This is a genomic window from Affinundibacterium macrobrachii, assembly GCF_014652415.1.
Taxonomy (GTDB): Bacteria; Pseudomonadota; Gammaproteobacteria; order Burkholderiales; family Burkholderiaceae_D; genus Undibacterium; species Undibacterium macrobrachii.
On the sequence record NZ_BMYT01000005.1, the window covers coordinates 162,524 to 186,037 of the forward strand.

At 46.9% G+C, this 23,514-nt stretch carries 23 protein-coding genes; 2 read left to right on the top strand and 21 right to left on the bottom strand.

Annotated elements, in window-relative coordinates:
* Positions 1 to 22: 22 nt before the first annotated feature.
* Positions 23 to 1,009 (bottom strand): sensor histidine kinase, encoded by a 987-nt coding sequence (locus IE103_RS14830; protein WP_189346913.1) that lies wholly within the window; start codon positions 1,007 to 1,009, stop codon positions 23 to 25.
* 704 nt (positions 1,010 to 1,713) lie between these two features.
* Here IE103_RS14830 and IE103_RS14835 point away from each other — a divergent pair.
* Together IE103_RS14835 and IE103_RS14840 are read left to right on the top strand one after the other, a co-directional pair.
* On the top strand, positions 1,714 to 2,181 hold the full coding sequence (locus IE103_RS14835; RefSeq protein ID WP_189346914.1) for a helix-turn-helix domain-containing protein: 468 nt from the start codon (positions 1,714 to 1,716) through the stop codon (positions 2,179 to 2,181).
* Positions 2,178 to 3,089, top strand: a complete 912-nt coding sequence (locus tag IE103_RS14840; protein ID WP_189346915.1) for an alpha/beta hydrolase family protein — start codon at positions 2,178 to 2,180, stop codon at positions 3,087 to 3,089. Before IE103_RS14835 ends, IE103_RS14840 begins: the two co-directional genes overlap by 4 nt.
* 137 nt (positions 3,090 to 3,226) lie before the next feature.
* Here IE103_RS14840 and IE103_RS14845 read toward each other — a convergent pair whose 3' ends face one another.
* The 20 genes from IE103_RS14845 to IE103_RS14940 all read right to left on the bottom strand — a co-directional run bounded on the left by IE103_RS14845 (position 3,227) and on the right by IE103_RS14940 (position 23,481).
* Positions 3,227 to 4,087 carry an alpha/beta hydrolase gene (locus tag IE103_RS14845; protein WP_189346916.1) on the bottom strand — a complete coding sequence of 287 codons (861 nt, stop codon included), beginning with the start codon at positions 4,085 to 4,087 and terminating at the stop codon, positions 3,227 to 3,229.
* A gap of 57 nt (positions 4,088 to 4,144) precedes the next feature.
* Positions 4,145 to 4,630: a DUF1579 domain-containing protein gene (locus IE103_RS14850; RefSeq protein WP_189346917.1), complete on the bottom strand. Its 486-nt coding sequence runs from the start codon at positions 4,628 to 4,630 to the stop codon at positions 4,145 to 4,147.
* A gap of 210 nt (positions 4,631 to 4,840) precedes the next feature.
* Positions 4,841 to 5,251 (bottom strand): VOC family protein, encoded by a 411-nt coding sequence (locus tag IE103_RS14855; protein WP_189346918.1) that lies wholly within the window; start codon positions 5,249 to 5,251, stop codon positions 4,841 to 4,843.
* Between the two features lie 76 nt (positions 5,252 to 5,327).
* A complete protein-coding gene (locus IE103_RS14860; protein ID WP_189346919.1) occupies positions 5,328 to 5,675 on the bottom strand; it encodes a YciI family protein in 348 nt (115 codons plus the stop codon).
* 29 nt (positions 5,676 to 5,704) lie between these two features.
* Positions 5,705 to 6,115: a VOC family protein gene (locus IE103_RS14865; RefSeq protein ID WP_189346920.1), complete on the bottom strand. Its 411-nt coding sequence runs from the start codon at positions 6,113 to 6,115 to the stop codon at positions 5,705 to 5,707.
* A gap of 38 nt (positions 6,116 to 6,153) precedes the next feature.
* Positions 6,154 to 6,600, bottom strand: a complete 447-nt coding sequence (locus tag IE103_RS14870) for an SRPBCC family protein (protein ID WP_189346921.1) — start codon at positions 6,598 to 6,600, stop codon at positions 6,154 to 6,156.
* A 214-nt stretch (positions 6,601 to 6,814) separates the two neighbouring features.
* Entirely contained in the window at positions 6,815 to 8,098 is a 1,284-nt protein-coding gene (locus IE103_RS14875; protein WP_189346922.1) for an RNA polymerase sigma factor, read from the bottom strand.
* Between the two features lie 372 nt (positions 8,099 to 8,470).
* Positions 8,471 to 9,430 (bottom strand): DUF6624 domain-containing protein, encoded by a 960-nt coding sequence (locus tag IE103_RS14880; protein WP_189346923.1) that lies wholly within the window; start codon positions 9,428 to 9,430, stop codon positions 8,471 to 8,473.
* Between the two features lie 336 nt (positions 9,431 to 9,766).
* A complete protein-coding gene (locus IE103_RS14885) occupies positions 9,767 to 10,573 on the bottom strand; it encodes a thioesterase family protein (RefSeq protein WP_189346924.1) in 807 nt (268 codons plus the stop codon).
* A gap of 293 nt (positions 10,574 to 10,866) precedes the next feature.
* Positions 10,867 to 11,649 (bottom strand): putative signal transducing protein, encoded by a 783-nt coding sequence (locus IE103_RS14890; protein ID WP_189346925.1) that lies wholly within the window; start codon positions 11,647 to 11,649, stop codon positions 10,867 to 10,869.
* A 193-nt stretch (positions 11,650 to 11,842) separates the two neighbouring features.
* Complete coding sequence (locus tag IE103_RS14895; RefSeq protein WP_189346926.1) at positions 11,843 to 12,550, bottom strand: hypothetical protein; 708 nt, start codon at positions 12,548 to 12,550, stop codon at positions 11,843 to 11,845.
* A gap of 271 nt (positions 12,551 to 12,821) precedes the next feature.
* On the bottom strand, positions 12,822 to 13,382 hold the full coding sequence (locus IE103_RS14900) for a hypothetical protein (protein ID WP_189346927.1): 561 nt from the start codon (positions 13,380 to 13,382) through the stop codon (positions 12,822 to 12,824).
* 349 nt (positions 13,383 to 13,731) lie between these two features.
* Positions 13,732 to 14,463 carry a hypothetical protein gene (locus IE103_RS14905; RefSeq protein ID WP_189346928.1) on the bottom strand — a complete coding sequence of 244 codons (732 nt, stop codon included), beginning with the start codon at positions 14,461 to 14,463 and terminating at the stop codon, positions 13,732 to 13,734.
* Between the two features lie 255 nt (positions 14,464 to 14,718).
* Entirely contained in the window at positions 14,719 to 16,119 is a 1,401-nt protein-coding gene (gene asnS / locus IE103_RS14910; protein ID WP_189346929.1) for an asparagine--tRNA ligase, read from the bottom strand.
* 371 nt (positions 16,120 to 16,490) lie between these two features.
* Entirely contained in the window at positions 16,491 to 16,940 is a 450-nt protein-coding gene (gene dut / locus IE103_RS14915; protein WP_189346930.1) for a dUTP diphosphatase, read from the bottom strand.
* A 56-nt stretch (positions 16,941 to 16,996) separates the two neighbouring features.
* Entirely contained in the window at positions 16,997 to 17,587 is a 591-nt protein-coding gene (locus IE103_RS14920; RefSeq protein ID WP_189346931.1) for a hypothetical protein, read from the bottom strand.
* Entirely contained in the window at positions 17,588 to 18,790 is a 1,203-nt protein-coding gene (coaBC, locus tag IE103_RS14925) for a bifunctional phosphopantothenoylcysteine decarboxylase/phosphopantothenate--cysteine ligase CoaBC (RefSeq protein ID WP_189346932.1), read from the bottom strand.
* 10 nt (positions 18,791 to 18,800) lie between these two features.
* Complete coding sequence (gene lspA, locus IE103_RS14930) at positions 18,801 to 19,319, bottom strand: signal peptidase II (RefSeq protein WP_189346933.1); 519 nt, start codon at positions 19,317 to 19,319, stop codon at positions 18,801 to 18,803.
* A gap of 220 nt (positions 19,320 to 19,539) precedes the next feature.
* Positions 19,540 to 22,440, bottom strand: coding sequence for an isoleucine--tRNA ligase (ileS, locus tag IE103_RS14935; RefSeq protein ID WP_189346934.1), 2,901 nt, complete (start codon positions 22,438 to 22,440; stop codon positions 19,540 to 19,542).
* Positions 22,441 to 22,512: 72 nt separating this feature from the next.
* Entirely contained in the window at positions 22,513 to 23,481 is a 969-nt protein-coding gene (locus tag IE103_RS14940; protein ID WP_189346935.1) for a bifunctional riboflavin kinase/FAD synthetase, read from the bottom strand.
* Positions 23,482 to 23,514 lie beyond the last annotated feature (33 nt).

Here is a 23,514-nt window from a genome sequence, read left to right on the forward strand (position 1 = left end):
GTGTGAATTAATGTCGCTAAAGTTATGCAGGCAATACTAAGCGAGCAATTACGCCACGCGGTTCATTTTCTTCTAGTTCTAACTTTGCTTTGTCTCCATAGCTCAGTGCTAATCGATTGCGGATATGGTCAAGACCTAGGCCATGTCCAATTTCTTCTCCAAATCCAAGCCCGGTATCGATTACGGTAATACGAATTTGCTGATCGATTTGATGTGCGACGATGCTGATATGGCCACCGTCAACAGCGGGTTCTATACCATGTTTGATTGCGTTCTCGACTAAGGTGAGTAATAACGCTGATGGCAATCGAAATTGCTGTAAATGTGGCTCGTAACTGATTTCATAACTCAAACGGCGCGGTAAGCGTGTTTGCATAATTTTGAGATAAGCATCACAAGTTTTGCAATCATCTTCAAGTGAAATCGTATCCGACCTTAAGCTCTCAAGTGTAGCTCGAAGAAATTGAATCAAATCAGCCGTTAGCGCAGCCGCTTGTGGTGCAGTGGGTTCTGCTAAGTGTTGTACTAGACCCAAAGTATTGAACAAGAAATGCGGCTCAATTTGTGCTTTGAGTAATTTTAACGTGCTGCTGATTTCTAATTGATTGGCACGTTCACGCTCTGCATCATGACGAGCGATGGTCTGCGCAATTGCACGTTTCAATAAAAAGTTATGCGTTAAGAACCACATGACCGCGAGTAAGCTCAGCAACAATTGTTGCGACATGCGCCAAGTCTCGAATTTCAAATCGTCTGCATTGCCAGCGGAGTTCCAGCCTGCAATAAAACCACTAACAAAGTCGCCAAAACTTGAAATCACATAAACGCAAGCCAGTGCGAACATCAAGGCCAAGAAAATGCGCAGCAGACTTTTCTTCAGCACACTCGCTGAATTTGAAGCGCTTGATGCGTTTGCTTGGTCATGCTCCGGTAAGTTAATGCCAAACAATAAATAACCTAGACGAAATAAGCGCTCACGTTTGCTTTCTGTTGGAATATGGGCGTTCATAGATACTTGCTCCTCAATAAAGTTGAATGGCCGATCTGACTTTTTCGTGAATATAAGGCGGATGGCGTAGACCGAAGTTTCCTTGACAATACCAAGCGAGAAAATCCAGATCTGACGAATGAAGCAATCGAGGGCATGAGTGAAGTAAAGTGGGATCAGAGCGCACGTCGTGCGTTCTGTTTTTTGATGTGGTAATGATAAAAATTAAAGAAAAATTGAGTTTTAGCTCATTATTAATCCAGTATCAGATCAGCATCAACTCAGTTACAGGAGGTTGAGGTAGTTGAGCTTATCTGCCGTATTGATTGCCTTGGATAAACATCATTTTGCCATATCGACAGCATTTCTGGCTGGAAGAAATCATCGGATTGTGCGTATAAGCTAATGAGGTATCGAACTGATTATTCCCTAAAAACCATGAAAAATCATAAGGATAATGCGTATATATCAAAGTGTTCTTTTTGAGGGGGGGGCACGAAATATCAGCGGGAAAAGGGTTTACTGTTTTAATCGATCTCATTTCTAAAAAAATAGAGTTGTGGAAATGATGCTACTTATTCTTCTCTCGCTTTAATAAAGTATCGAAAATCGCTCCTTTGTCAGCTTGTGGCGTGTTGATGTCGTCTCGCTGTCGCCTAGATTTGTTTCTAAATTGGTCTTCTTCTCCTAAACTAGGGCTTCGTTTGATTATGCAGGGAAAGGCTATGTCGATAAAAAATCTACGAATTGAAAGAGGTTGGACCCAGGCACAGTTGGCGGATTTTAGTGGTGTTAGTCAACGTACCATTCAGCGAATTGAAAAGGGGCAGCCAGCAACAGCAGAGACGGCAAAATGCTTAGCCGCAGTGTTTGAGGTTCCACTTAAGGAATTAGGGTTAACCGAAGCCTTAGACGAAACTCAATTGACCGAAGAAGAAAAGCAAGAGTTGGAGAATATTCGAAAAATTCGCCACTTTATTGTCGAATTAATTGCTTACTTGATTATTGTTCCTTTGATTTGCTTTGCCTCCTATGTTCATAACGGTGAAATTCGTAATGGCTTAGGTTTGGCTGTTGGTTGGGGCTTTTGGCTGGCCTACCAGGCAATCGACTTATTTGATACCAAGGCATTTTTTGGGGCAAGTTGGGAAAAGCGACAGTTAGATAAACGTATGGGAAGAGATAAAAAATGAAACAAGTAATCATCCAGCTTAAGTTGACCACTAAGTTGGCCACTAAGTTGATCCTTATGTTGTACATTGTAAGCGCGCAAAATTTGATCATGGCGCAAGAGCAGCAGGTCGTGTTTCCAGAACGACATGGACAAGTTAGCCAACAGTTGTTTACCAGCACAAACAAAAAGCAACCCTTGATTGTTGGTCTAGGTGGATCTGAGGGCGGCAATCCTTGGGCGAGTCAATTTTGGAAGGCGCAACGTGATCGTTTTTTAGAGCGAGGATACGCTGTATTGGCTTTAGGATATTTTGGTACGAAAGAAAGCCCCGCTAAACTAGATCGTATTGCCATCGAGGGAATTCATGCCGCTATTATGCAAGCGGCTCAGGCACCAGACATCAACGCAGAGTGTATTATCGTCATGGGCGGTTCTCGTGGTGGCGAACTCGCTTTGCTTCTTGCAAGTCTATATAAAGAATATGATGCGGTGATCGGCATTGTCGCTGGTAGCTCGATATTTCCAGCTTTGACGATGACTATGGATACACCTGGGTGGAGTCACCATGGTAAGCTGCTTCCGTTTGTGCCCGTGACTGAAGCGACCTATCCAGCATTGATGCGTCGCGATTTGCGTGCGGCATTTTCTATCATGATGGAAGATCAGTCCGCAATGGATAAGGCCTCAATCGCGGTAGAAAACATCAATGGTCCAGTGATGCTCTTATCTGCTAAAAAAGACGAAATGTGGCCGTCGACAGAAATGTCTGACAAGATCGCACAGCGCCTCAAAGCAAAAAGCTTTGCATATCCAGTACAGCACATTGCCATTGATGGCAATCATAGTGCGCCACTTAAGCATTTTGATCTTATCGAACAATTTTTAGAACGTGAATTGAAGCAGAGTAAATCCGAGTGTGCACTGTGACAGTATTAAAGGAGGGTTCTGTTACGAGCGAATTGTCGTGCAAGATTGAAACTATTTTATAGACGTATAGTTGGTAGTAAAAAGGGGGGGGCTTTGAGTCACGCAGAAAGACCCCTCAACATCGTTACCCGCGCCAATCAAGGCAAGCTAGATTTCCAAGATTTTCCAGAAATCCAATTGATGATTTCTTGCGCAACGTCGTTTTCTTTGCCCGCGAACCAGTGGTTGGAACCAGGCCCACATGGATGAACTTTGTCGGTGATTTCTATGCCACTTACTAAAATTTTAGGAATAGTAATGGGCGAGAAGTCGGATACAGGTGACACTGGACAAGCGTCTTTCGCGTGATGAACTAGCAGCATCGGCATTTTCAGCGATGACAAATCTAACTTCGATAAACCCGGGCCACTTGATGGCATATTGGGTCCAGGAAGGTAGGCTTGATATAAACCAGAGAGAAGTACCAAGGCGCTGACCTGATCGCCTAAACTCTGTGCCAGATAAGCGGCAGAAATAGTGCCTCGGCTATGCGCCATAATCACCAGACGTGATTTTGGAAAACGGCGCTGAATTTCCTTTACGGCTATTTGCATGTCAGCCACGTGATTAGATGACATGCGGATATTCTGCGTTAAGTCTTCTTGGTCAGAGGGCGCGTTCATCACCATCACTGCCATCTTTTTTTGTAAGAGAACTTCCCGTTGTCCTAAAAATAGATGTGGTCTTTCGGCTTTTGCTTGACCATCTTTTAGGCTCAACCCGATGTTTCCTGAGCCACCAGGAATCAAGAGGATGACCGTTTCTGGATTGGCAGTATGAGGTTCCCAAAGTAGTAGAGATTGGGAGACGTTCGGCCGACTCTTGACTGTGATGAGTTGGTCTGCGAGAGCAAACGGAGTGAACAAAAATGAGATCACCGCGAAGACTATTTGCAGTTGGCGTAAACACAGTGCCTTCGTAGATAAATACCAATTGAATTGAAGTTGTATTGTGTTCATTTGCGTAGCGTCACGGTGATGGAAGGTAAAAAAAGATCACAAAATTTTGCGTTCTACTTATGACTTCCGACGGTAATGTGCGCACATAAACTGATGCCAAGTTCCATCCTCGCTTTGCACGCGCGAGGTCAGTGTACGATGATCCGGCGTGATAAATTCGATGATGTCTTGATACTTTGCCATATTGCCGTTGTCCGCGAAGCTCGGGCCCTCTGAGTCTAGTGCCAGAATTTTTGCAGACGCATCGAGCGTGCCTTTGTACGGCCACAAATGTGTCATCACCGATGCGATGAACGTGCCGACAAAGCGCTGTGCTTGCGGATCATACCCAAGTGTCATAATCGAATTCCATGGCCCACCGTCTGGTGAGTCACTTGTTCCCTCGCCGATAGTCCACAATTTTCCCAATGATCTAACTACTTCACTTCCTGCCGTTTTCATGGGGGGCTGGTCTGGGCCCATGAGGCATTCTGATTCAAAAGTCCATTCACCGACGAGTTGCTGTAGCCAAAGATGTTCTGTTTGTGGTTCTGGGATTTGCATGATAAGACTCCTTCAATAGTGAATATACAGCGTGGATGTTTTAAGCGATGCTAGCTTCCACTTGCTTTACATCAACTGCAAAAGTGAGAATGGCGTTAGGTGTTTGAGGCTTGGACACATTTTGTGCACACCGAGTTCCACGATTAGCAGCGATGTTTTTCTAAGGTTTTTCAAAGAAACCAAGGTTCGCAAGTGAGTTTGAGTTTGAAACTATTGCGGCGATGGAATTGCCGACATATCCATCCAAACCGCGCCCCAGATATGACCATCAGGGTCAGCGAAGTCGCGCCCATACATAAAGCCATGATCTTGTACCGGATTGATATCCGCAATACCACCCATGTGCATCGCGATTCGATTCATTGCATCAACCTCGTCGCGTGATTCGCAAGAAATATTCAAAGCGACTTCGCTTGAAGTGCTTGGGGGAATTGGTCGGGTGGTGAAGCCGCTCCATTTTTCATGCGTTAACAACATCACGCTGATGGTTTCACTCCATTCCATCAAGGCGGCACTGTCGTCACCACATTGTGGATTGAATTTGAAGCCGAGCTCTGTATAGAACGCCTTGGACGCATCGAGATCTTTGACGGGTAAACTAATGGTGATGGTCTTAGCCATGATTTTCCTTTTTGACTTGTGTTGCCTGAGCATGCAGGGTGGTTTATTTGTGTGTGAATTGCCTGTGCTGCGGTCTTTATGTTGTGGCTGCACTTAAATCTAATTCACGTACTGGTCGCACTTCGATACTGCCGAACTTGGCTGGCGGAATTTTTGCAGCCCAGTTAATTGCTTCATTGAGATCTTTGGCATCAATCAAGTAAAAGCCTGCTAACTGTTCTTTCGTTTCGGCGAATGGACCATCGGTCATCGACATTTGCCCATTGCGCACACGTACCGTAGTGGCCGTCTGTGTTGGGTGTAGTGGCTCGGCAGCGATCATATGACCACTTTGTGCTAATTGTTGGGCAAAAGCAAAACAAGTCGTGTCAGGACAGGCATTCCAATTTTCTTCAGACAGATAGACGAGGCAGAGATATTTCATAGCTGGGTTTCCTTGTTCAAATCGACTACTTAGGCATTGGCGACGGCAGCTGGGTCCATCCAAAAAATCTCCCACACATTGCCATCTGGGTCTTGGACGGAACGACTAAACATAAAGCCGAGATCTTGTTGTGGATTGGGGTCTGCCATCCCGCCCGCCGCAGTGGCACGTTCCACAGTGGCGTTGACCTCATCTCGACTATCGAAAGTTAATGCCAATAGGCTAGCACTTGTGGCACGAGCGTCTGCAATTGGCCTACTGGTGAAAGAGCCGTATTTAGCGTGGGTTAGCAACATCACATGGATGGTCTCTGATAGCACCATACACGCCGCTGTGTCATCCGAAAACTGTGGATTTTTTTTGCCGCCAATTGCGGTATAAAAGCGGATGGAATTGGCAAGCTCAGTAACTGGCAAATTTACGAAAATCATTTTTGGCATAGCGAGTCCTTTTTCGTTAACTAATGAATTGAAATTATTTATCCAGCGATTTCTGGCTCAACCAACTTCGCCAATTGTTCTAATGATTCTTGCCATCCCAAGTAACACATTTCTACGGGAATCATCTCGGGAATGCCGCTCTGAGTGATATTTAATTCGGTGCCACAAGCGACCTCTTTGAGCGATACCTCGACGAGTAATTCTCCCGGCAGATTCGGGTCTTCAAATTTGTCGGTGTAACGCAGCAATTGACCTGGGATTAATTCCAAATATTCACCACCGAACGCATGTGAATGTCCAGTTGAAAAATTTTCGAACGACATACGGAAAGTGCCACCTACTTTTGTATCCATGTGGTGGACTGTGCAAGTGAAACCATACGGGGCAATCCACTTAGCCATAGCGGCTTGGTCTAAAAACGCACGATAAACCTTGTCAGGGTTTGCTTTGAGAACGCGGTGCAGTTGAACAGTACCAGTTGCCATCGAGATATCTCCTTTTTGTTGATTTGTTGAAGTCAATATGCTTGGGAAAAAAGCAAAGCTCGTGATGTGAAAGCAATACTTTGTAGTTTAATTTGTTCCCAATCTACAACTAGTCGAACGGCAAAACTTCAAATCGACACTAGCTCAAAAATATTTTGAATTATTTGCGGACTGGCTAGCGAAAATTATGATCTTTCAATTATTTGACTCTAGGCTAGCCCGAAATTTCGCTTGTTAAGCGATTCATTTCGGCGATGCGTTTCTGTAAAAAACGCTGCTCAGCACCTTGCTTAGTTAAGGCGAATGCATGTTCGTAAGCGCATTTTGCTTCTTGGTAGCGAGCCAAACGGCGGTACAAGTCTGCCTGCGCGGCGTAGGCTAAGTGATATTTTTGCAGAGATTCTTCTTCTAAAAGTTGGTTCACTAAAGCTAGGCCGGTCGCCGGACTATCGTGCATTGCAACAGCCACTGCGCGATTGAGTGCAACGATAGAACTGGGCTCCAGCCGAAATAGAGCGTCGTATAAACCGACGATTTGAGCCCAATCGGTGTCAGCACTTGTTGGTGCTTCTGCGTGCACAGCAGAGATTGCGGCTTGTAGACTGTAAGCACCGAATTTCTTTGTGCGTAGTGCTTGTTCAGCCAGAGTACATCCTTCGGCGATCAATGCGGCGTTCCACAAACTACGGTCTTGTTCATCTAGTGGGATTAAGTCATCTTGTAAATTGATACGTGCAACTCGCCGTGATTCATGTAATAACATGAGTCCCAGTAAGCCCATAATTTCTGCTTGCTCAGGTAGTAATTCACTTAGCAAACGCGCTAAGCGAATCGCTTCATTCGACAGATCGCCGCGGGTTAACATATCACCACTTGAGGCAGAGTAGCCCTCGTTAAACACCAAATAAATCACGCGCAAGACACTTGCTAGCCGCGCAGGAAGTTCCGTTGCATCTGGTACTTGGTAGGGAATTCGTGCATCACGAATTTTGCTCTTGGCACGCACTATGCGTTGCGCTAAAGTTGGTGCGGGTAGTAAGAACGCACTGGCAATTTCTTCGGTAGTCAAGCCGCAAACTTCACGTAGTGTCAGTGCGACTTGTGCATCAAATGCTAGACTAGGATGACAACAAGTAAACACCAAGCGCAGCCTGTCGTCTTCCAACATGATTTGTTCTTGTAACTCGTCCCAAGAGGGTGTCTCGTCCGCAATGCTTTCCGCTTGCTCTAGTGCTTCATCCCATGCGGTAAAACGTTGATTGCGCCGAATACCATCAATTGCCTTAAAGCGTCCCGCTGAGATCAACCATGCATGCGGATTGGAAGGAACGCCCTGTGTCGGCCACTTCTCGATAGCTGCTCTAAAAGCCTCATGCAGCGCTTCTTCTGCCAAATCAAAATCACCAAGTAAGCGCACCAAGCTTGCAAAAATCTGCCGCGACGATTGCCGATAAATTTGGTCGATGGTCAAAACAATGTCGTGATTGGTAGTGTGCATACGACGCGCGTGGCTGAACAATAGTATTTATATTATCTGCGCAAGTGGATTCAAAATGTAAATTTAAGTTGATTTCGGCAAATTGCTCTTAGATAAAAACTAATCGGCGTAATCTAAAGTAAGCCTAGAAAAACGGCAGAGCTGGAATGTGTGTTCTGAAAAAAATAATACAAGAATCTAGAATTGCATTGCTGTGAAATTTCTGATGTCTATTCATTAGCACATCAGCTACCTGTGTATTACGCTGTTCGATAGTCGTTTGATCAACAAGAGTTTCTTTTGTGATCAAACGACGCAAAAAATAATTGCTCATCATGGGCACATGTCATACGGCATGATAAGTCTTCGGCTAATTCTATTTGTCTAGCAAGTTCATTTTTTTGCTGCCTTGCGAGCCTCGTCTTCAGCTAGCGATTTTTTGTAGCTTTCTAGATCCCAAGTGAGGTTCCAATTCTGTAGATAGTCAGCGATGGGTCCAAGTCCAACCGCAGCGCGACGCTCATCGAGGCGATCGGGGTCTTCAACTGGCATCAACTTGGTTACGCCGTCGACTGTTTGTAATTGGCTGCCATATAGCTGCTTCTTGCCTAAACCGAAGGCAAGATAACGATCTTCGAGCAAAGCTAAACTGGATGCGCTGGCCTTTTTCTCTTGGACCGCTTTACGCATCATTGGAAGATACTTTTCCCATACTGCTTTATTCGCGTGTTGAACGACTAAGAATAAAGTAGAGCTGGCTCTTTCGCCTACTTGTTCGGGGCCTAGCCAGCCCTTGCTATCTAAAATCTGGGTGACACGTTTCAAGTTAGCCGCATCAAGTCGCTCGATTTCGTCCCAAGTTGCTTTGACTTGCTCAGATTTCTCACCATATTGTTTGATGATTGCGTCTATGCCAGTTCGCAGTTTTTGATCTGCGATGAAGATGTCTTCTAACTCTTTTTTGAGCGCGTGATCATAATTTTTCTCACGTGCAGCAAGTTTTGTCTGTAGCTTGTTGAGCATGATTGGCCACTCAGGACGAACATGTAAAGATTGCAGATCGGTATCTGCCTTCAAGTGGTCGATATTCCACCAATTTTTGTCGATCGATTTATTCAGCCAAGTGAATGCTAGATCATGTTGACCTGCAAGTGCCGCAGCGCAGGCTGCATCATAGTATTCGCCACGATTTGCATCTTTCTTTGCAAATATCGCTTCAAAAACCTTGACTGCTTCGGCATACGATTTTTGATTTAACAGACGTTTCGCTTGGCTCATAGTGGCGCTCTCCTGCTGCGCCAACGAAGGAAAACTGAGTGCCAGTGAAATAATGAAAACTAATCTCTTGAACATGGATTACTCCAATCACTTGAATTGAAAAAATTGAATAGGACGATTTGAAAGATACATCGAATTTGTATTTTTACCCATACCAATTGCTCGCTTTTTAGTGGAGTAATTTTATCAGAATAAATTTTAATTTATGCAAATCATTGATCAGAAAGAGTAGCTTTGAACTTGGCCAAAATGGATGAGTATGATCAATGATTGTGATTAATAGTATGACGGGAGGAGCAATAGCTCGCAGGGGAATGACGCCATTCGGTCATCCTCTGCAAAAACAGAAACCCAACTTAATTTCTGCAACAAATAAGCAAAGAAAAGAATTGTTCGCCACGAACGAACACCTTAAGCAAACACCGTCACTGTCTGGCGACTAATCGCCACGAGTTGACCATGTTCATTCCATATTTCAGCTGCGATGTGGCCATAGCCATTGCGCGCTGCATCTGTGTGTGCACGGTATTGCCACCATGGATTTGCTTGTTGCGACAAGGCTGCCTCGTCTATGCTTGGAAACTCTAGAGTCCAAGTCAAGCTGCTGGCAGGATTTGGGCTATCCAGCATTTGTAGAATCGCTGGTGGCCAAGCGTCGATCAGTGCAATTAAACTCAACAGTGGCGCGCGGGTAGCACTCACCTCAGCGCTATCGATCCAGCGCATCCAGCCATTGATATGCGACTTGGATGACGCGCTAAACGGCAAATCACAATCCTTATAACGAAAGTCGATCTTGCGGGTGAATTCCGGAATGATTCCTTCAAGAAAAGGGAAGGACAAGCCATCTTTGATGTCACCAAAATCGGGCGCAACCTCACTCGTGACGACTACTTGCGAACTACGTGCCACACCAAAACTGGCCAGCGCACTTAAGACGACATTACCTTGTTGCAGTAAATGGCATTGCATTTGCGTGACCGATTTTCCAGCACGCAGCACCTCTGCTTTAAATTCGACTTCACCGACTTCAACGGGTGCAACAAACGAAATCGTCAGCGCGCGCAACTTTGCATCACCGCTCAAGCGCGCTTGCATATGCGCGACAGAAAGGGCCGCCAAAATGCCACCAAAAATAGCGCGACCTTGCCCCCAACCTGGTTCCATCTGCACGAGCGAAGATCGCTCGGCTTGTACTAACATAGTTTCAAAACTCATTGATATCTCTCTTGGTCATTTCAATCTATCTTACGCGGATGAAGTTTAGCAAATTTTTGTAGGCTTAATTGATATGCACAAAATTGTGCTTCCAAACACAGATTGCCGTGTTAGTGAAATTGGTGCGAACCCATCGGACATTTCGTAGGCTGGACGCAGCTTTAATGGGCTTACGCGTGTCGGTTGGAAACGATTAAAAAGATAAAATGAGGTGCGAAGTTTTAGTCTTTATCTCAAGCAGTTCGTCTGTGCGCAAAGATTGTGTTTTCCCCACTTGACTTGGCTACATTGATTTAACGTAGATTGATTTCACCGTTTTCATCATAGGTCTCTTTTTTGTCCATAACTCTATCGAGATTTGTATCGATTTCACATATCTTGATTTTCCCGAGGTGAATTGAGCAGATTTTTTTTGCGTAACCTGAATAGACGTTGATGTATTCAATTGAAGTAGCGACGCCGAATTTGAAATTAGTGATGAAATCAGCGAAGTGATCACCATCGGTGTCGGTTTTCATTTGGGTGATATTACCATTTTCGTAGCTCGCAGTTGACTCAAATACTCCGTCGAAGTTGTCATCGAACTCCGCACTTTCAATCAGCCCATTTTTGTCGAAATGAAAGACAAGATCTAATTTTCCATCGAGATTTCGATCAACTTCATTGAGGAGCGCTACTCCGTTGGGACTGTATGTCCATTGATCGTCTAAACGGCCATCATAGTTATAGTCATAGCCACTTCTATCATATGGCGTCCTTGAGAATGCGTATGCCAATACCAAGCCTAGTAGTAGACCCAAAAAAATCAAACCCAGCGAGCTCTTTCGAGTTCGGGTTGGGATGAGATTTGATGACACATAGGTTTCTTGGGATTGGTTCCACTCATCGATGATCTGATTAGCATTGGCGAAGTCGGATTCAGCCACAAGTATTCTTACGAGATTATGAGCGGGCAAGTCTCCAACGCCACCTTGTAAAAATTCACCTTCAATGAAAGCGTTTATTTCATGTTGCTCCAGCATATTTTTTACCATGTGGGCTTCGATATTATTGCTGGCTTGATAGATTGTTTGCATCGTGAAAGTCAGTTGGTAGTAATCGTTCTATTATATGGAGAAATCGGATGGGCACAGCTACATCGTGCCCACGGATGACGGTTGAAGTCGGTGAAAAAGACAAAAAGCAGGGCAGGGTTTCAGTCAGTGTGCGCAAGCAATCAGCATAGGTAAAAAAAGTGTACTGAGCCTAAACGGCTGACCCAAATTGTCCTCATTGGCACCAATTGTTTTTTTGTGCTGGATCAGCCGAGTCGCACTGGAGAGTGATGTCATCTAAGAAGAAAGTGCCAGTGGATTGACGTTTCTTCCAAGTTACCTTGGCCTTGACATTGCTAAAGTCATTTAGCCCCGTGCTTATTTTGATTTTTCCAGTCAGATAATTGGTGCTGTATTCGGATCTTTCGCCAGTGCTGCGTGACGACTCGGAACGATCATAGCCTATCAATTGAAATCGCGTTCCATGCAGGCGAAAAGTGAATTTTTCATCGACCACGCCATAGCTACCGCAGCTTCGCCAGTCTTGCAAATTGATAGTCAGATTTCCTCTCTCAATCGCGACACCTCCGTTTGCTAAGGGATCGGCCAAACATCCCATATCTTCAACATGCTCGCTTGGTAGCAATGCGTCTCGGCGTATAAGTTCTTTGAACCCATTCTGCGATCCCAATAGAACAATTAGACGACGCGGATTAAGATTCAGTATCGATGGCCCAGATCCGTTGTTTGCTTTGAAGTTGTCAGGATTTCTCTCTTCAATCACAAGTACCACGTCATCGATTCCGTCGCGGTTCAGGTCTCCTTTCTCAAGGTCGCTGAGTTTCCAATTATTGGGAACCCAATTGCTAAAAGTCTCATCGGATTGAGCGAAAGTTGGAGTGGCAAAGAATACTAGCAGCAGAAAAAAATTGTTTCTTAACATTGAGAACCTCTTTGAAATGATGCTTATCTACTGCAACCACATAAGTTGGAAATGAGGAGTAAACGTTAGCTTATTGTAAGTTGTCGCCTTAATTCAAGTGTTGAGGCGAAAGTGTGCTTGTTTAGCTTAGGCGGTGAACAATAATGCTCTTCAACCAATTTGGAGTTTAGCTTAGTGAAATGTCTAATGGCGGATAAAACATGTGTCTTGAAGGGACAATGAATTGCCGTCCCTGCGTGATACGGTTGTTGACGGTAATTGAAGCTTGCAATCAGCAACGTAGCTTAGCGATGGGCCAATTGTGGTCTTGATCGCCCTCTAGGCCGGGAAACCCGCCACTCTTTAATGAACGATCAATGTGTTCCAAAAACGTCTCTGTTACAGGCGATGCGTTGAGAGGAGGATCATTTGCCACGGCAGGAATACTTATCGAGTATGGCGCTCCTCCGCTAACATTGGCCTTGTGCAGCTCGTCTGGCGCAATAATGATTTGAAACGGCTTGTCATACGCAAGACGGTTTCCGTGCTCGTCTTCAAAGTAGTAGAGCGCATAGGAAGCTGGATAGACGATGAGTTGATCAGGGCAATATTCAGTCTCAGTCCAAGAGGGATGGTGACCAGTCAAATTGACGCTTCCTACCTGCCGCCAAAAAAGTTTCAGTGCTTCTGGAATTTCGCCAACCTCACGCTCAATCTTTTCGATGATAGTTTCGGTTTCAGTTTCAGGTCCTGGAAATACTTGTGTGGGGTCTTCGAATACGTAGCCCATATTGCGCAGGCGCTCGATCAACATGGCAATTCTTTGTCCAAGTAAGTCTATTTGAGAACGCATGGTAGTCATTTGTCAGAATTGTTAGGGATGAGCCCGCAGCTATTGAATCGTTTGTTATTGGTGATTATTGTTGCTTGGGCAGGTAATTTATCGGAATGGCTATAGCAAAAGAGTCATGCACTTTTCCGTGCCTTTGACGGTTTGTTTCCATGATATTTCACATTAGGACTTACGAAAAGATTGCACCTTACCGGTTTTTGGATTTTTTGATTTCGGGTGTGTAGGCCTAGAGAAATTATTGCGAATTCATCGGATAGGGCGTAGGGTGGGCACAGTTTGATCGTGCCCACGCGTTACGGTTGAAAAAGGTGAAAAAGATAAAAAGCGAGGTGAGGTTTTAGTCGGCATATCAAGCAATCCGCGTGGGCACATAAAGCGTGCCCACCCTACCTAGCTGCGGTTCAAGCGCACGACGAACGGCCCCTCGGATGGAGGACGACTTGATCAACTTTGAAGCCAGAGCGGTGAGGCTATCTGCCTCTTGAGACTTCCCCAAACCTCGAAGGACTGAGGCGACAAGTTGCACCTCTGAGGCGTAGATGTGGACGTAGGCATCGCGAATGTGTGGGCGCTGCGCCTCGGGAAAGCTCTTGAGGTCTTCGACGTCTTGGTTTAGCGACTCGCTGAGCTGGACGATTCGATTCTCTGGCTGTGCCATATGACGACTGGCAAGGGAGAAGTCGCCAGCGGCAACTATGGCCGGTAGAGCGAGCTTCGCGGAGGATTCGGCGAGCTGTGGGCTGCTGGCTTCGAGCTGGACGAACAGGGCATGGGTCTCCGCTGTGCTGCCGAGGTTCTCGTTTATTGAAATGACGTCGTGGAGCAGTTCGCGATCGCCCTTGCCAACGCGGAGCGCCTCAGCCTTCCTGTCTCTGATTTCAACCAGAACCTCTCTGGCCCTCGGATACTTTTCTGCAAGCTCCATCCAGTAGCTGAGGGCGAAAGACAGACGAACACCATACACCGAAGGCTGCTCTTCGAGTGCGTGATCATGGAACCAGACGTACTCATTCAGAGCCTCCTCGTAGCGGCCTTCGAAGGCCGCATTCCGGGTGGCAGTAAGGCGGTCGCTTGGGGTCATGGTGCAGGCTTAACGTGATTTAATTTTTATTTTGCAAAGATACCCGATAGCGAAGAATTTCGCAATCTGTTTCAAGTCTCTCGAAACCCGCATGTGGCTTGGTTGAATTTGGTTATACCTTATAAAAGTAAGGTATAACCAAATCGAGAAAAGCTGCATAGATTTTCTACCAGATTTTCCCGTTTTTTTGAACCAACACAAACAAAAAAGGGCAACCAAAAGTCGCCCTTTATCATTCAAACCCAAACCAAAAACTTAGAACCGCACATTCCCCGGTGTACGCGGAAACGGAATCACATCTCGCACATTGCCCACACCAGTGATGTAGGAAACAGCACGTTCGAAGCCTAAGCCAAAACCTGCGTGTGGCACTGTACCGTAGCGGCGCAGGTCGCGGTACCAGTAGTACGGTTCTTTTGCTAAGCCGACTTCTTCCATGCGTGCGTCTAATACGTCTAAGCGTTCTTCGCGTTGTGAGCCGCCGATGATTTCGCCTATGCCTGGGGCTAAGATGTCCATCGCTGCGACGGTTTTGCCGTCGTCGTTCATGCGCATGTAGAAAGACTTGATGTCTTTTGGATAGTTTTGCAGAACCACTGGGCCATTGACGTGTTTTTCGGCGAGGTAACGTTCGTGTTCAGATTGCAGATCGGTGCCCCATGACACTGGGTATTCGAATTTTTGACCACAATTTTGCAAGATATTGACTGCTTCGGTGTAGTCCATACGCACGAAAGGTTTGGCGATGATGTTTTGCAATTTCGCGATCACGCCTTTTTCTACACGCTCTTCGAAGAAGGCCATATCGTCGGCACGTTCGTTCAATACTGCGGTGAACACATATTTCAACATCGCTTCAGCGAGGTCGGCATTTTGTGCCAAATCAGCGAAGGCGACTTCAGGTTCTATCATCCAGAACTCAGCCAAGTGACGGCTGGTGTTAGAGTTTTCTGCACGGAAGGTGGGGCCGAAAGTGTAAACCTTGGACAAAGCCATGCAATAGGTTTCCACGTTCAATTGGCCAGACACTGTCAAGAAGGTTTCTTTGCCGAAGAAGTCTTTTGAGAAGTCTGGCTTGCCTTCTGGTGTCTTAGGGAAGTTCATCATATCCAAGGTGGACACGCGGAACATTTCGCCTGCGCCTTCGCAGTCAGATGCGGTCAAGATTGGGGTGTTAACCCAGTAAAAATCTTGCTCGTGAAAGAAGCGGTGAATCGCTTGTGCGATGGAGTGACGAGTACGTGCCACTGCGCCCATGATGTTCGTACGTGCGCGCAAGTGAGCGTTCTCACGCAAGAATTCCATGCTGTGCGGTTTTGGTTGAATCGGGTAGGTGTCAGGGTCTTCGACCAAGCCAAATACTTGCACTCTTTCTGCTTGCATTTCAAAACTTTGACCACCGCCTTGCGATGGCACGATATTGCCTGTTGCAGCAAAGGATGCGCCTGCAGTTAAGTGCAAGACTTCGGCATCGTAGTTAAACAAAGTATTCGGTACCACGATTTGCAAAGTGCCGAAGCAAGAGCCATCGGTGAGTGCCAAGAAAGACACGCCTGCTTTGGAATCGCGGCGGGTACGTACCCAGCCTTGAACTGTTACGCTTGTGTCACTTGGGGCTTTGCCGTTGAGGACGTCTTTGACGCTGAAAGTTGCCATGTTTTGTTTTCTCCAATTCGACGAGGATTTTTGAAAAGGCATTCCGTAATGCTATTTCAAGAAATTCTCAAGTGGCGCATATGATAGCTGTTTGCGCCGTTAAAACCAATTTTGTTGGTGTGTGATTTGCCTCAATTCGTATTGAGTTGGGCTTGGGTGTTGCTTTGTTTCTTGCTGTAGCTATTATTTCTGATGCTTAATAAATTCAGAAAAACCGCGCTCGTTTTGTTCTTAGGTTCCCTCCCTTTCAAGGGGAGGGCTAGGGTGGGGATGGGTTTTGGTCGTGCCGCGACGTTCACGATTTATCCAAACGAAACCCATCCCCATCCCGACCTTCCCCTTGAAGGGGAAGGAGTTAATCCGCAGGACTCTTAATGCTTACCCGTACTACCAAATCCACCTTCACCGCGCTCACTATCGCCAAACTCGTCAACGATGTTAAAGCCGACTTGCAACACAGGCATAATAATCAACTGCGCCAAGCGTTCCATAGGATTTAGCGTGAAGGCATTTTGCCCACGATTCCATGTCGAGATCATCAGTTGACCTTGATAATCGGAATCGATCAAGCCGACCAAGTTGCCAAGCACGATGCCGTTTTTGTGACCCATGCCGCTGCGTGGCAAGATCATGGCGGCGTAACCTGGGTCACCAATGTGAATGGCTAAGCCAGTTGGGATCAAGACAGTTTCGCCGGGTTGAATCGTGATGGCTTCGTCTATGCATGCACGCAGGTCAAGGCCGGCACTGCCCTGTGTGCCGTAGGCAGGGAGTCGGTCTTTCATGCGTGGGTCTAGGATTTTTAGATCTATGTTTTTCATTATTTTGAAATTTTTAATGATGTCGAAATTGGTTCTGAAAATAAGAGAACAAGTGCTTAATTTATTTTCATGGGTGAGTTGTTGGTATTTACTTCGAATATTTCTAAACCGTTCTTGCACCAAAGGATGTATGTGCTGTGCCGTTCATCGGGGATAATCTGATCGACTATCTCATCGACCTCAGAAGAAGTTAACCACCCAATAACGCCTCGTTCATATGGAAGTGATTCGTGCAAGTGTTTTGCTAGTGATACAAACCACTCATGTACTTGCGGTTGCCAGGTTTGGTGATTTGAACTCTCAAAAGGATACCCGCCGACTGGAAAGAATTGTGCGAGCGAGCCCATTGGTATTCCTGCATATAGCCAAACGCCATCTTCGTCCTCAATAACTGAAGTACCGAAGGCAAATTTCTTTCCATCGTTCAGTTCAGCAATGCCGAACCTCGCCTCTGTGTCATTCGTAGATTTCTTTACTTGAAGTTCTGGTTCGATTTGATTGCTTGTGTATGGCCCGTCAATGAACGGAAATTGCCATAGTGTATTACTAATCTTGACCCTAATATTTTTTGATGAGTCATGAATCAGAATCAAAAGCTCGATGCTACCTCCACTCCATGCATCTGGTATCGTGAAAACTCCCTGCATTTAGCATTTGCTCCGTTTCGCAATTTCATCCACCAATTGCTTCGCCAAACTCTGCTTATCCGCCTTAGGCAAAGCCTGATGTCCCTTCGCATCAAATAACACCAACTCATTCTCGTCTTTGCCAAAAGTCTGATGACCGATATTGCCAACTAAGAGGGGAATATTTTTCTTGATGCGTTTGGCGGCGCCGTATTCGAGTAGGTTTTCCGATTCCGCTGCAAACCCTACGCAGTAGGGCGCTTTGGCTAATGCTGCGACGCTAGCGAGGATGTCAGGGTTTTGGGCGAATTGTAGTTGTGGCGTATCGCTGTCGCTGGTCTTCTTGATTTTCTGAACGCTGGCATTCGCTACGCGCCAATCGGCTACCGCTGCTACTGCGATAAAAATATCTTGCGTATTCACTTGCGCCATTACCGCATCGTGCATTTGTTGGGCGGTTTGGACTTGTTGGCGTTGTACGCCGTAAGGGGCATCGAGTGCTGTTGGGCCAGAGACCAGTGTCACGTGCGCGCCCGCTTCCCATGCGGCTTGCGCGATGGCGTAGCCCATTTTGCCTGAAGATAAATTGGTGATGCCACGCACAGGGTCGATAGGTTCAAAGGTGGGGCCAGCGGTGATGAGTACACGTTTGCCCGCCAGCGTTTTGCTTTGGAACGCGGCTTCAAGCTCTGCCAAGATTTGCGCTGGTTCTAGCATGCGACCCATGCCGACTTCGCCGCAGGCCTGTTCACCAGCAGCGGGGCCGAAGACTTGTATGCCGTCTTGTTTGACTTGCGCCACATTGCGTTGCGTCGCTGGGTTGCTCCACATTTCTACGTTCATTGCAGGCGCGATGAATAAGGGTAAGTGAGCAGGGCGGGCGATGCAGAGTGTGGACAATAAATCGTCGCAGGCACCATGCGCTAATTTGTAGATAAAATTGGTGCTGCAAGGCGCGATCAAAATGGCATCGGCATCGCGTGTCAGATCAATGTGCGGCATGTTGTTGGCAATTCGCGCATCCCATTGATCGGTGTACACCGTATTGCCCGACAAGGCTTGCATCGTCACTGGTGTGATGAATTGTGTGGCGCTCTGCGTCATGACGACTTGTACGGTCGCGCCGAGTTTGCCTAGCGAGCGGCAGAGGTCCGCAACCTTATAACAGGCTACGCCACCCGTTAAGCCTAGGACGATTTTTTTACCAGCGAGTCGGGAAGCCATGATTGTTTCCTTATTTTTTGACGCGGCGTAATTCATCGAGAATAAATAAAGCCGCGCCCAAACAAATCGCGCTATCAGCCAAGTTAAATGCTGCGAAGTGATACGTGTCTTTGTAATGGAAATCTAAGAAATCAATCACATGACCATACAGCAAACGATCAATCACATTGCCGATGGCGCCGCCCATGATGAGCGCGAGTGACCAGCAAAACAGTTTTTGCGTCGCGTGTTTTTTGAGTAGCACGGTGATGACGATAGAAGCGATGACGCCAATCGCTGTAAATAAATAACGCTGCCAGCCGCCTTCATTGGCGAGAAAACTAAATGCTGCGCCTTTGTTGTACACCAAAGTGAGATTGAAGAAGGATGTTACCGGATATAGCTCGGCGTATTGAAAGGCCTTCTCTATCGTGATCTTGGTGACTTGGTCGAGCAAAATCACAATGGCAGCTAAGCCCATCCAAACACCGAATAAACTGCCAGAAGATTTAGGTTTGCTTGAGAAAGTGTTGGTTTTTTTAGTCGCCATATTTTTTCGATTTCATTTTTTAACTCCCCTTTCTCGCAAGCGGGAGAGGGGACTTGTTCGTTCGTAGGGCGAGTGCAAGCTATGCTGCTCAGGGGCTTGGCGGCGCGGTTTGCACCGCCCTACATTTTTTTGTGGTCACTCCTGCGCAGACAGGAGTCCAGTGGCGTTCGCGGTACTTAAAAAGACACCGGATTCCTGCCTATGCAGGAATGACGGTCGCTTACGCGTACTTACGTTTTTCACCAGCACCAAACAAATTGCTATTGCAACGACCGCACAAAGTTGGGTGTTCTGCATTGACAGCCACATCTGCACGATAGTGCCAGCAGCGTTCGCATTTTTGATATTTGGATGCGTTGACGACGACTGTTTCTTCAGCTTCGCTAGCGACTTGTTCGACGCTGGCTGCGGAAGTGATCAGCGCAAATTTCAAATCGTCTTCGAGGCTACTCAAGACATTAAATTTATCGCCACTCGCTTTGATCAACACTTCTGCCTGCAAAGAAGAACCGATCGCGCCAGAGACACGCACTTCTTCTAATTGCTTAGTCACGTCAGCACGTACGGCTCGCAAACTTGCGTATTTCGCTTCCAAGGCCTCGCTGTTGGCAATGGCTGGCAGCTCGTAGTAAGTTTGTGTGAAGATAGTCTCGTCGCTGCCTTTGAACGCCTCTGCGCTAGCAAAACTTTCCCATGCTTCTTCAGCGGTGAAGGACAAAGTTGGTGCCATCAAACGCAACAAGCTTTGTGTGATGTGCCAGATTGCGGTTTGTGCTGAACGACGTGCAAACGATGTTGTGCCGCTGGTGTACAAACGATCTTTCAAGATGTCGAGGTAGAAGCCGCCCAAATCTTCAGAGCAGAAGGATTGCAATTTGCTGATGACTGGGTGGAATTCAAACTCGTCGTAGTGCGCCAAGATTTCTTTCTGCAATGCGGCTGTGTGTGCGATCGCATATTGATCGATTTCGAGCAAGTCTTGAGTGGCGACGGCATCTTTGCTGAAGTCAAAATCAGAAGTGTTCGCCAACAAGAAGCGCAGTGTGTTACGGATACGACGATAGGCTTCCGTCACGCGTTTCAAGATTTCATCGGAGATCGAGAGTTCGCCAGAGTAGTCTGTTGATGCAACCCACAAGCGCAAGATGTCAGCACCCAAAGTGTCGAACACTTTTTGCGGCGCGATTACATTGCCTTTGGACTTCGACATTTTTTTGCCTTCGCCGTCGACCACGAAACCGTGTGTCAGCAATGCTTTGTACGGCGCGTGGCCATCGAGCATGGATGCGGTCAACAAAGACGAGTGGAACCAGCCGCGATGTTGATCGGAACCTTCGAGGTAGAGATCAGCAGGGTAGGCAGATTGTTCTTTGTGAGAGCCGCGCAATACCGTGAAATGCGTGGCGCCAGAATCGAACCAGACGTCTAAGGTGTCGCGATTTTTTTCATATTGCGACGCTTCATCGCCGATCAATTCTTCAACCGTGATGTTTTGCCAAGCTTCGATACCTTCTTTTTCGACGCGCTTCGCGATCACTTCTAACAACTCTGGTGTGCGTGGATGGATCTGGCCAGTTTCTTTGTGCAAGAGAAAAGCCATCGGCACGCCCCATTGACGTTGACGAGACAAAGTCCAGTCAGGACGATTCGCGATCATGCCGTGCAAACGCGCTTTACCCCAAGATGGATAGAAGGCAGTTTGCTCAATTGCAGCCAAGGCAGTTTCGCGCAAGCTAGTGCCGCCTGCTTTTGGCGTGTTGTCCATACTCGCAAACCATTGTGAGGTGGCGCGATAGATGATCGGGGTCTTATGACGCCAGCAGTGCATGTAGCTGTGGTCAAACATCTTCAATGAAAACAGCGTACCCGCTTCACGCAATTTGTCGCAGATCGGCTTTGAGGCTTCCCAGATCGTCATGCCAGCAAAGAAAGGCAACCATGACGCATAACGGCCATCGCCCATCACTGGGTTGAGCATGTCGTCATCTTTCATGCCATGCGCTTTGCAGGACAAAAAGTCTTCGATACCATAAGACGGCGCGGAGTGAACCACGCCAGTACCTGTTTCCGTGCTGACGTAGTCGCCCAAGTACACTGGAGACATGCGATCAAAACCTTCGTGCGTAGACGCCAAAGGATGTTTGAATTTGACCAGAGATAAAGCTTCGCCCAAGCAAGTAGCGATGATTTCTGGTTGCAAGTTCCAGTTGGTGAAAGCAGCTTCGACCAAATCTTTCGCCATCAAAATCAAACAGGGCTCACCTTCACGCTCGGTTTTCACCAAGGCGTAAGTGATTTCTGGATGCATGTTCAAGGCTTGGTTAGATGGGATGGTCCACGGTGTCGTGGTCCAGATCACGCAATAACCTTTGTGGAGTGGTAGTTTGTCTAAGCCGAAAGCTTTGGCAATTTTGGCGTTTTCTTCGCCGCCCACAAACGGAAAACCAACGTCGATGGATGGATCGCGTTTGTTTTCGTATTCGACTTCGGCCTCTGCTAGCGCGGAACCGCAATCAAAACACCAGTTCACTGGCTTCAAGCCGCGATACACATAGCCTTTTTCAAGCAATTTGCCGAGCGCACGGATTTCATCAGCTTCATTACCGAAAGCCATGGTTTTGTATGGATTATCCCATTCGCCCAGCACACCCAAACGGATGAAGTCAGCTTTTTGACGTTCGATTTGCTCTTCTGCATACGCACGCGCTTTAGCTTGCACTTCGGCGACAGGCAAATTTTTGCCGTAGAGTTTTTCGATTTGGATCTCGATAGGCATGCCGTGGCAATCCCAACCAGGCACGTAAGGCGCATCAAAGCCGCCCAAGGTGCGCGCTTTTATGATCATGTCTTTCAAGATTTTGTTAACGGCGTGACCTATGTGGATGTCACCGTTCGCATACGGAGGACCATCGTGCAAAATGAATTTTGGACGGCCTTTGGACGCCTTGCGTACGCGTTCGTAAATTTTCTTCTCTTGCCAGCTCTTCACCCATTGTGGTTCACGCTTAGCGAGATCGCCGCGCATAGGAAATGGCGTTTCCGTCATGTTGACAGGGTACTTATTTGCCTGATCTTTGGCTGGTTTTGCTGCTTCTTTTTTTGCTTGCTTATCGTTAGACATAGTCGTTTCGCTTCAATTTGAAATCTAAAATCGGTATAAAAATATTCAGTGGGAGAGGACGCTAGGCGTCCTTCAAATTCGGTCTGTGGCGGAACCGTTGCGTTGCTTAAAATAGCTACGCGCTTGATCGGCATCACGGTTGATGGCGGCGGTGAGTGTGGGCAAGTCCACATACTTTTCTTCGTCGCGCAGCTTTTGTAAAAACTCGACGTGGATGACCTTGCCATACGCATCTACATGCTGGTCTAGGATGTGGGTTTCGAGTAACACACGACCACTATCATCGACCGTCGGACGGACACCCATGCTGGCGACCGCAGGCAAAGGCTGCTCGCTTAAGCCATGCACTTGTACTACAAAGATACCCATCACAGCAGGTTTGTGATGCGCGATGCGCAAGTTCAATGTGGGGAAGCCCAAAGTGCGACCGAGTTTTTGGCCGTGCACAACGTGGCCAGAAATTTGATACGGGCGTCCAAGTAAATGTTTGGCTTCATCAAAATTACCCGCCGCTAAAGCAGCACGTACCGCAGATGAAGAAATACGTTCTCCATTGCGCTCGACAGTATTCATGGTTTGCACGACAAAACCAAAACGCTCGCCTGCTTCTTTTAATGTATGGATATCGCCAGCCCGTTTCGCACCAAAGCGGAAGTCGTCGCCGACCATGACTAGCTTGACGTGCAGGCCATCGACCAAAATCTTTTGGATGAATTCTTCGGGGCTGAGTGCAGCAAAATGTGCATTGAAGTGTTCAACAATCACTCGGTCTACACCAGCTTGATCGAGTGCCGACAAATTATCACGCAAATTCGCAATCCGACTTGGCGCTTTGGATAAGTCGCCTTGCAATTGTGCAAAGAAAGCGCGTGGATGTGGTTCAAAACTCATTACCGCGGCATCGACGTTCAGACGTGTCGCGGCGGCGCGCAAATCGGACAACAAAGCTTGGTGCCCAAGATGTACGCCATCAAAGTTGCCAATCGCCAAAGCGCAGGGGGCGCGTGAAGCCGCATTGGGAAGTCCACGAAAAACCTTCATAGGTCTGAATTCTTAGTTAAATTGCATGTTTAA

Bases quoted from the DNA above. Each gene is read 5' to 3' on its own strand.
- IE103_RS14870 (WP_189346921.1), bottom strand. From the start codon at position 6,600: ATGGCAACTGGTACTGTTCAACTGCACCGCGTTCTCAAAGCAAACCCT.
- IE103_RS14920 (WP_189346931.1), bottom strand. From the start codon at position 17,587: ATGCAGGGAGTTTTCACGATACCAGATGCATGGAGTGGAGGTAGCATC.
- IE103_RS14880 (WP_189346923.1), bottom strand. From the start codon at position 9,430: ATGTTCAAGAGATTAGTTTTCATTATTTCACTGGCACTCAGTTTTCCT.
- dut (WP_189346930.1), bottom strand. From the start codon at position 16,940: ATGAAAAACATAGATCTAAAAATCCTAGACCCACGCATGAAAGACCGA.
- IE103_RS14850 (WP_189346917.1), bottom strand. From the start codon at position 4,630: ATGCAAATCCCAGAACCACAAACAGAACATCTTTGGCTACAGCAACTC.
- IE103_RS14830 (WP_189346913.1), bottom strand. From the start codon at position 1,009: ATGAACGCCCATATTCCAACAGAAAGCAAACGTGAGCGCTTATTTCGT.
- IE103_RS14890 (WP_189346925.1), bottom strand. From the start codon at position 11,649: ATGCAAACAATCTATCAAGCCAGCAATAATATCGAAGCCCACATGGTA.
- IE103_RS14875 (WP_189346922.1), bottom strand. From the start codon at position 8,098: ATGCACACTACCAATCACGACATTGTTTTGACCATCGACCAAATTTAT.
- IE103_RS14885 (WP_189346924.1), bottom strand. From the start codon at position 10,573: ATGAGTTTTGAAACTATGTTAGTACAAGCCGAGCGATCTTCGCTCGTG.
- ileS (WP_189346934.1), bottom strand. From the start codon at position 22,440: ATGTCTAACGATAAGCAAGCAAAAAAAGAAGCAGCAAAACCAGCCAAA.
- IE103_RS14900 (WP_189346927.1), bottom strand. From the start codon at position 13,382: ATGCGTTCTCAAATAGACTTACTTGGACAAAGAATTGCCATGTTGATC.
- IE103_RS14905 (WP_189346928.1), bottom strand. From the start codon at position 14,463: ATGACCCCAAGCGACCGCCTTACTGCCACCCGGAATGCGGCCTTCGAA.
- coaBC (WP_189346932.1), bottom strand. From the start codon at position 18,790: ATGGCTTCCCGACTCGCTGGTAAAAAAATCGTCCTAGGCTTAACGGGT.
- IE103_RS14865 (WP_189346920.1), bottom strand. From the start codon at position 6,115: ATGCCAAAAATGATTTTCGTAAATTTGCCAGTTACTGAGCTTGCCAAT.
- asnS (WP_189346929.1), bottom strand. From the start codon at position 16,119: ATGGCAACTTTCAGCGTCAAAGACGTCCTCAACGGCAAAGCCCCAAGT.
- IE103_RS14845 (WP_189346916.1), bottom strand. From the start codon at position 4,087: ATGAACACAATACAACTTCAATTCAATTGGTATTTATCTACGAAGGCA.
- lspA (WP_189346933.1), bottom strand. From the start codon at position 19,319: ATGGCGACTAAAAAAACCAACACTTTCTCAAGCAAACCTAAATCTTCT.
- IE103_RS14835 (WP_189346914.1), top strand. From the start codon at position 1,714: ATGTCGATAAAAAATCTACGAATTGAAAGAGGTTGGACCCAGGCACAG.
- IE103_RS14840 (WP_189346915.1), top strand. From the start codon at position 2,178: ATGAAACAAGTAATCATCCAGCTTAAGTTGACCACTAAGTTGGCCACT.
- IE103_RS14895 (WP_189346926.1), bottom strand. From the start codon at position 12,550: ATGTTAAGAAACAATTTTTTTCTGCTGCTAGTATTCTTTGCCACTCCA.
- IE103_RS14940 (WP_189346935.1), bottom strand. From the start codon at position 23,481: ATGAAGGTTTTTCGTGGACTTCCCAATGCGGCTTCACGCGCCCCCTGC.
- IE103_RS14860 (WP_189346919.1), bottom strand. From the start codon at position 5,675: ATGAAATATCTCTGCCTCGTCTATCTGTCTGAAGAAAATTGGAATGCC.
- IE103_RS14855 (WP_189346918.1), bottom strand. From the start codon at position 5,251: ATGGCTAAGACCATCACCATTAGTTTACCCGTCAAAGATCTCGATGCG.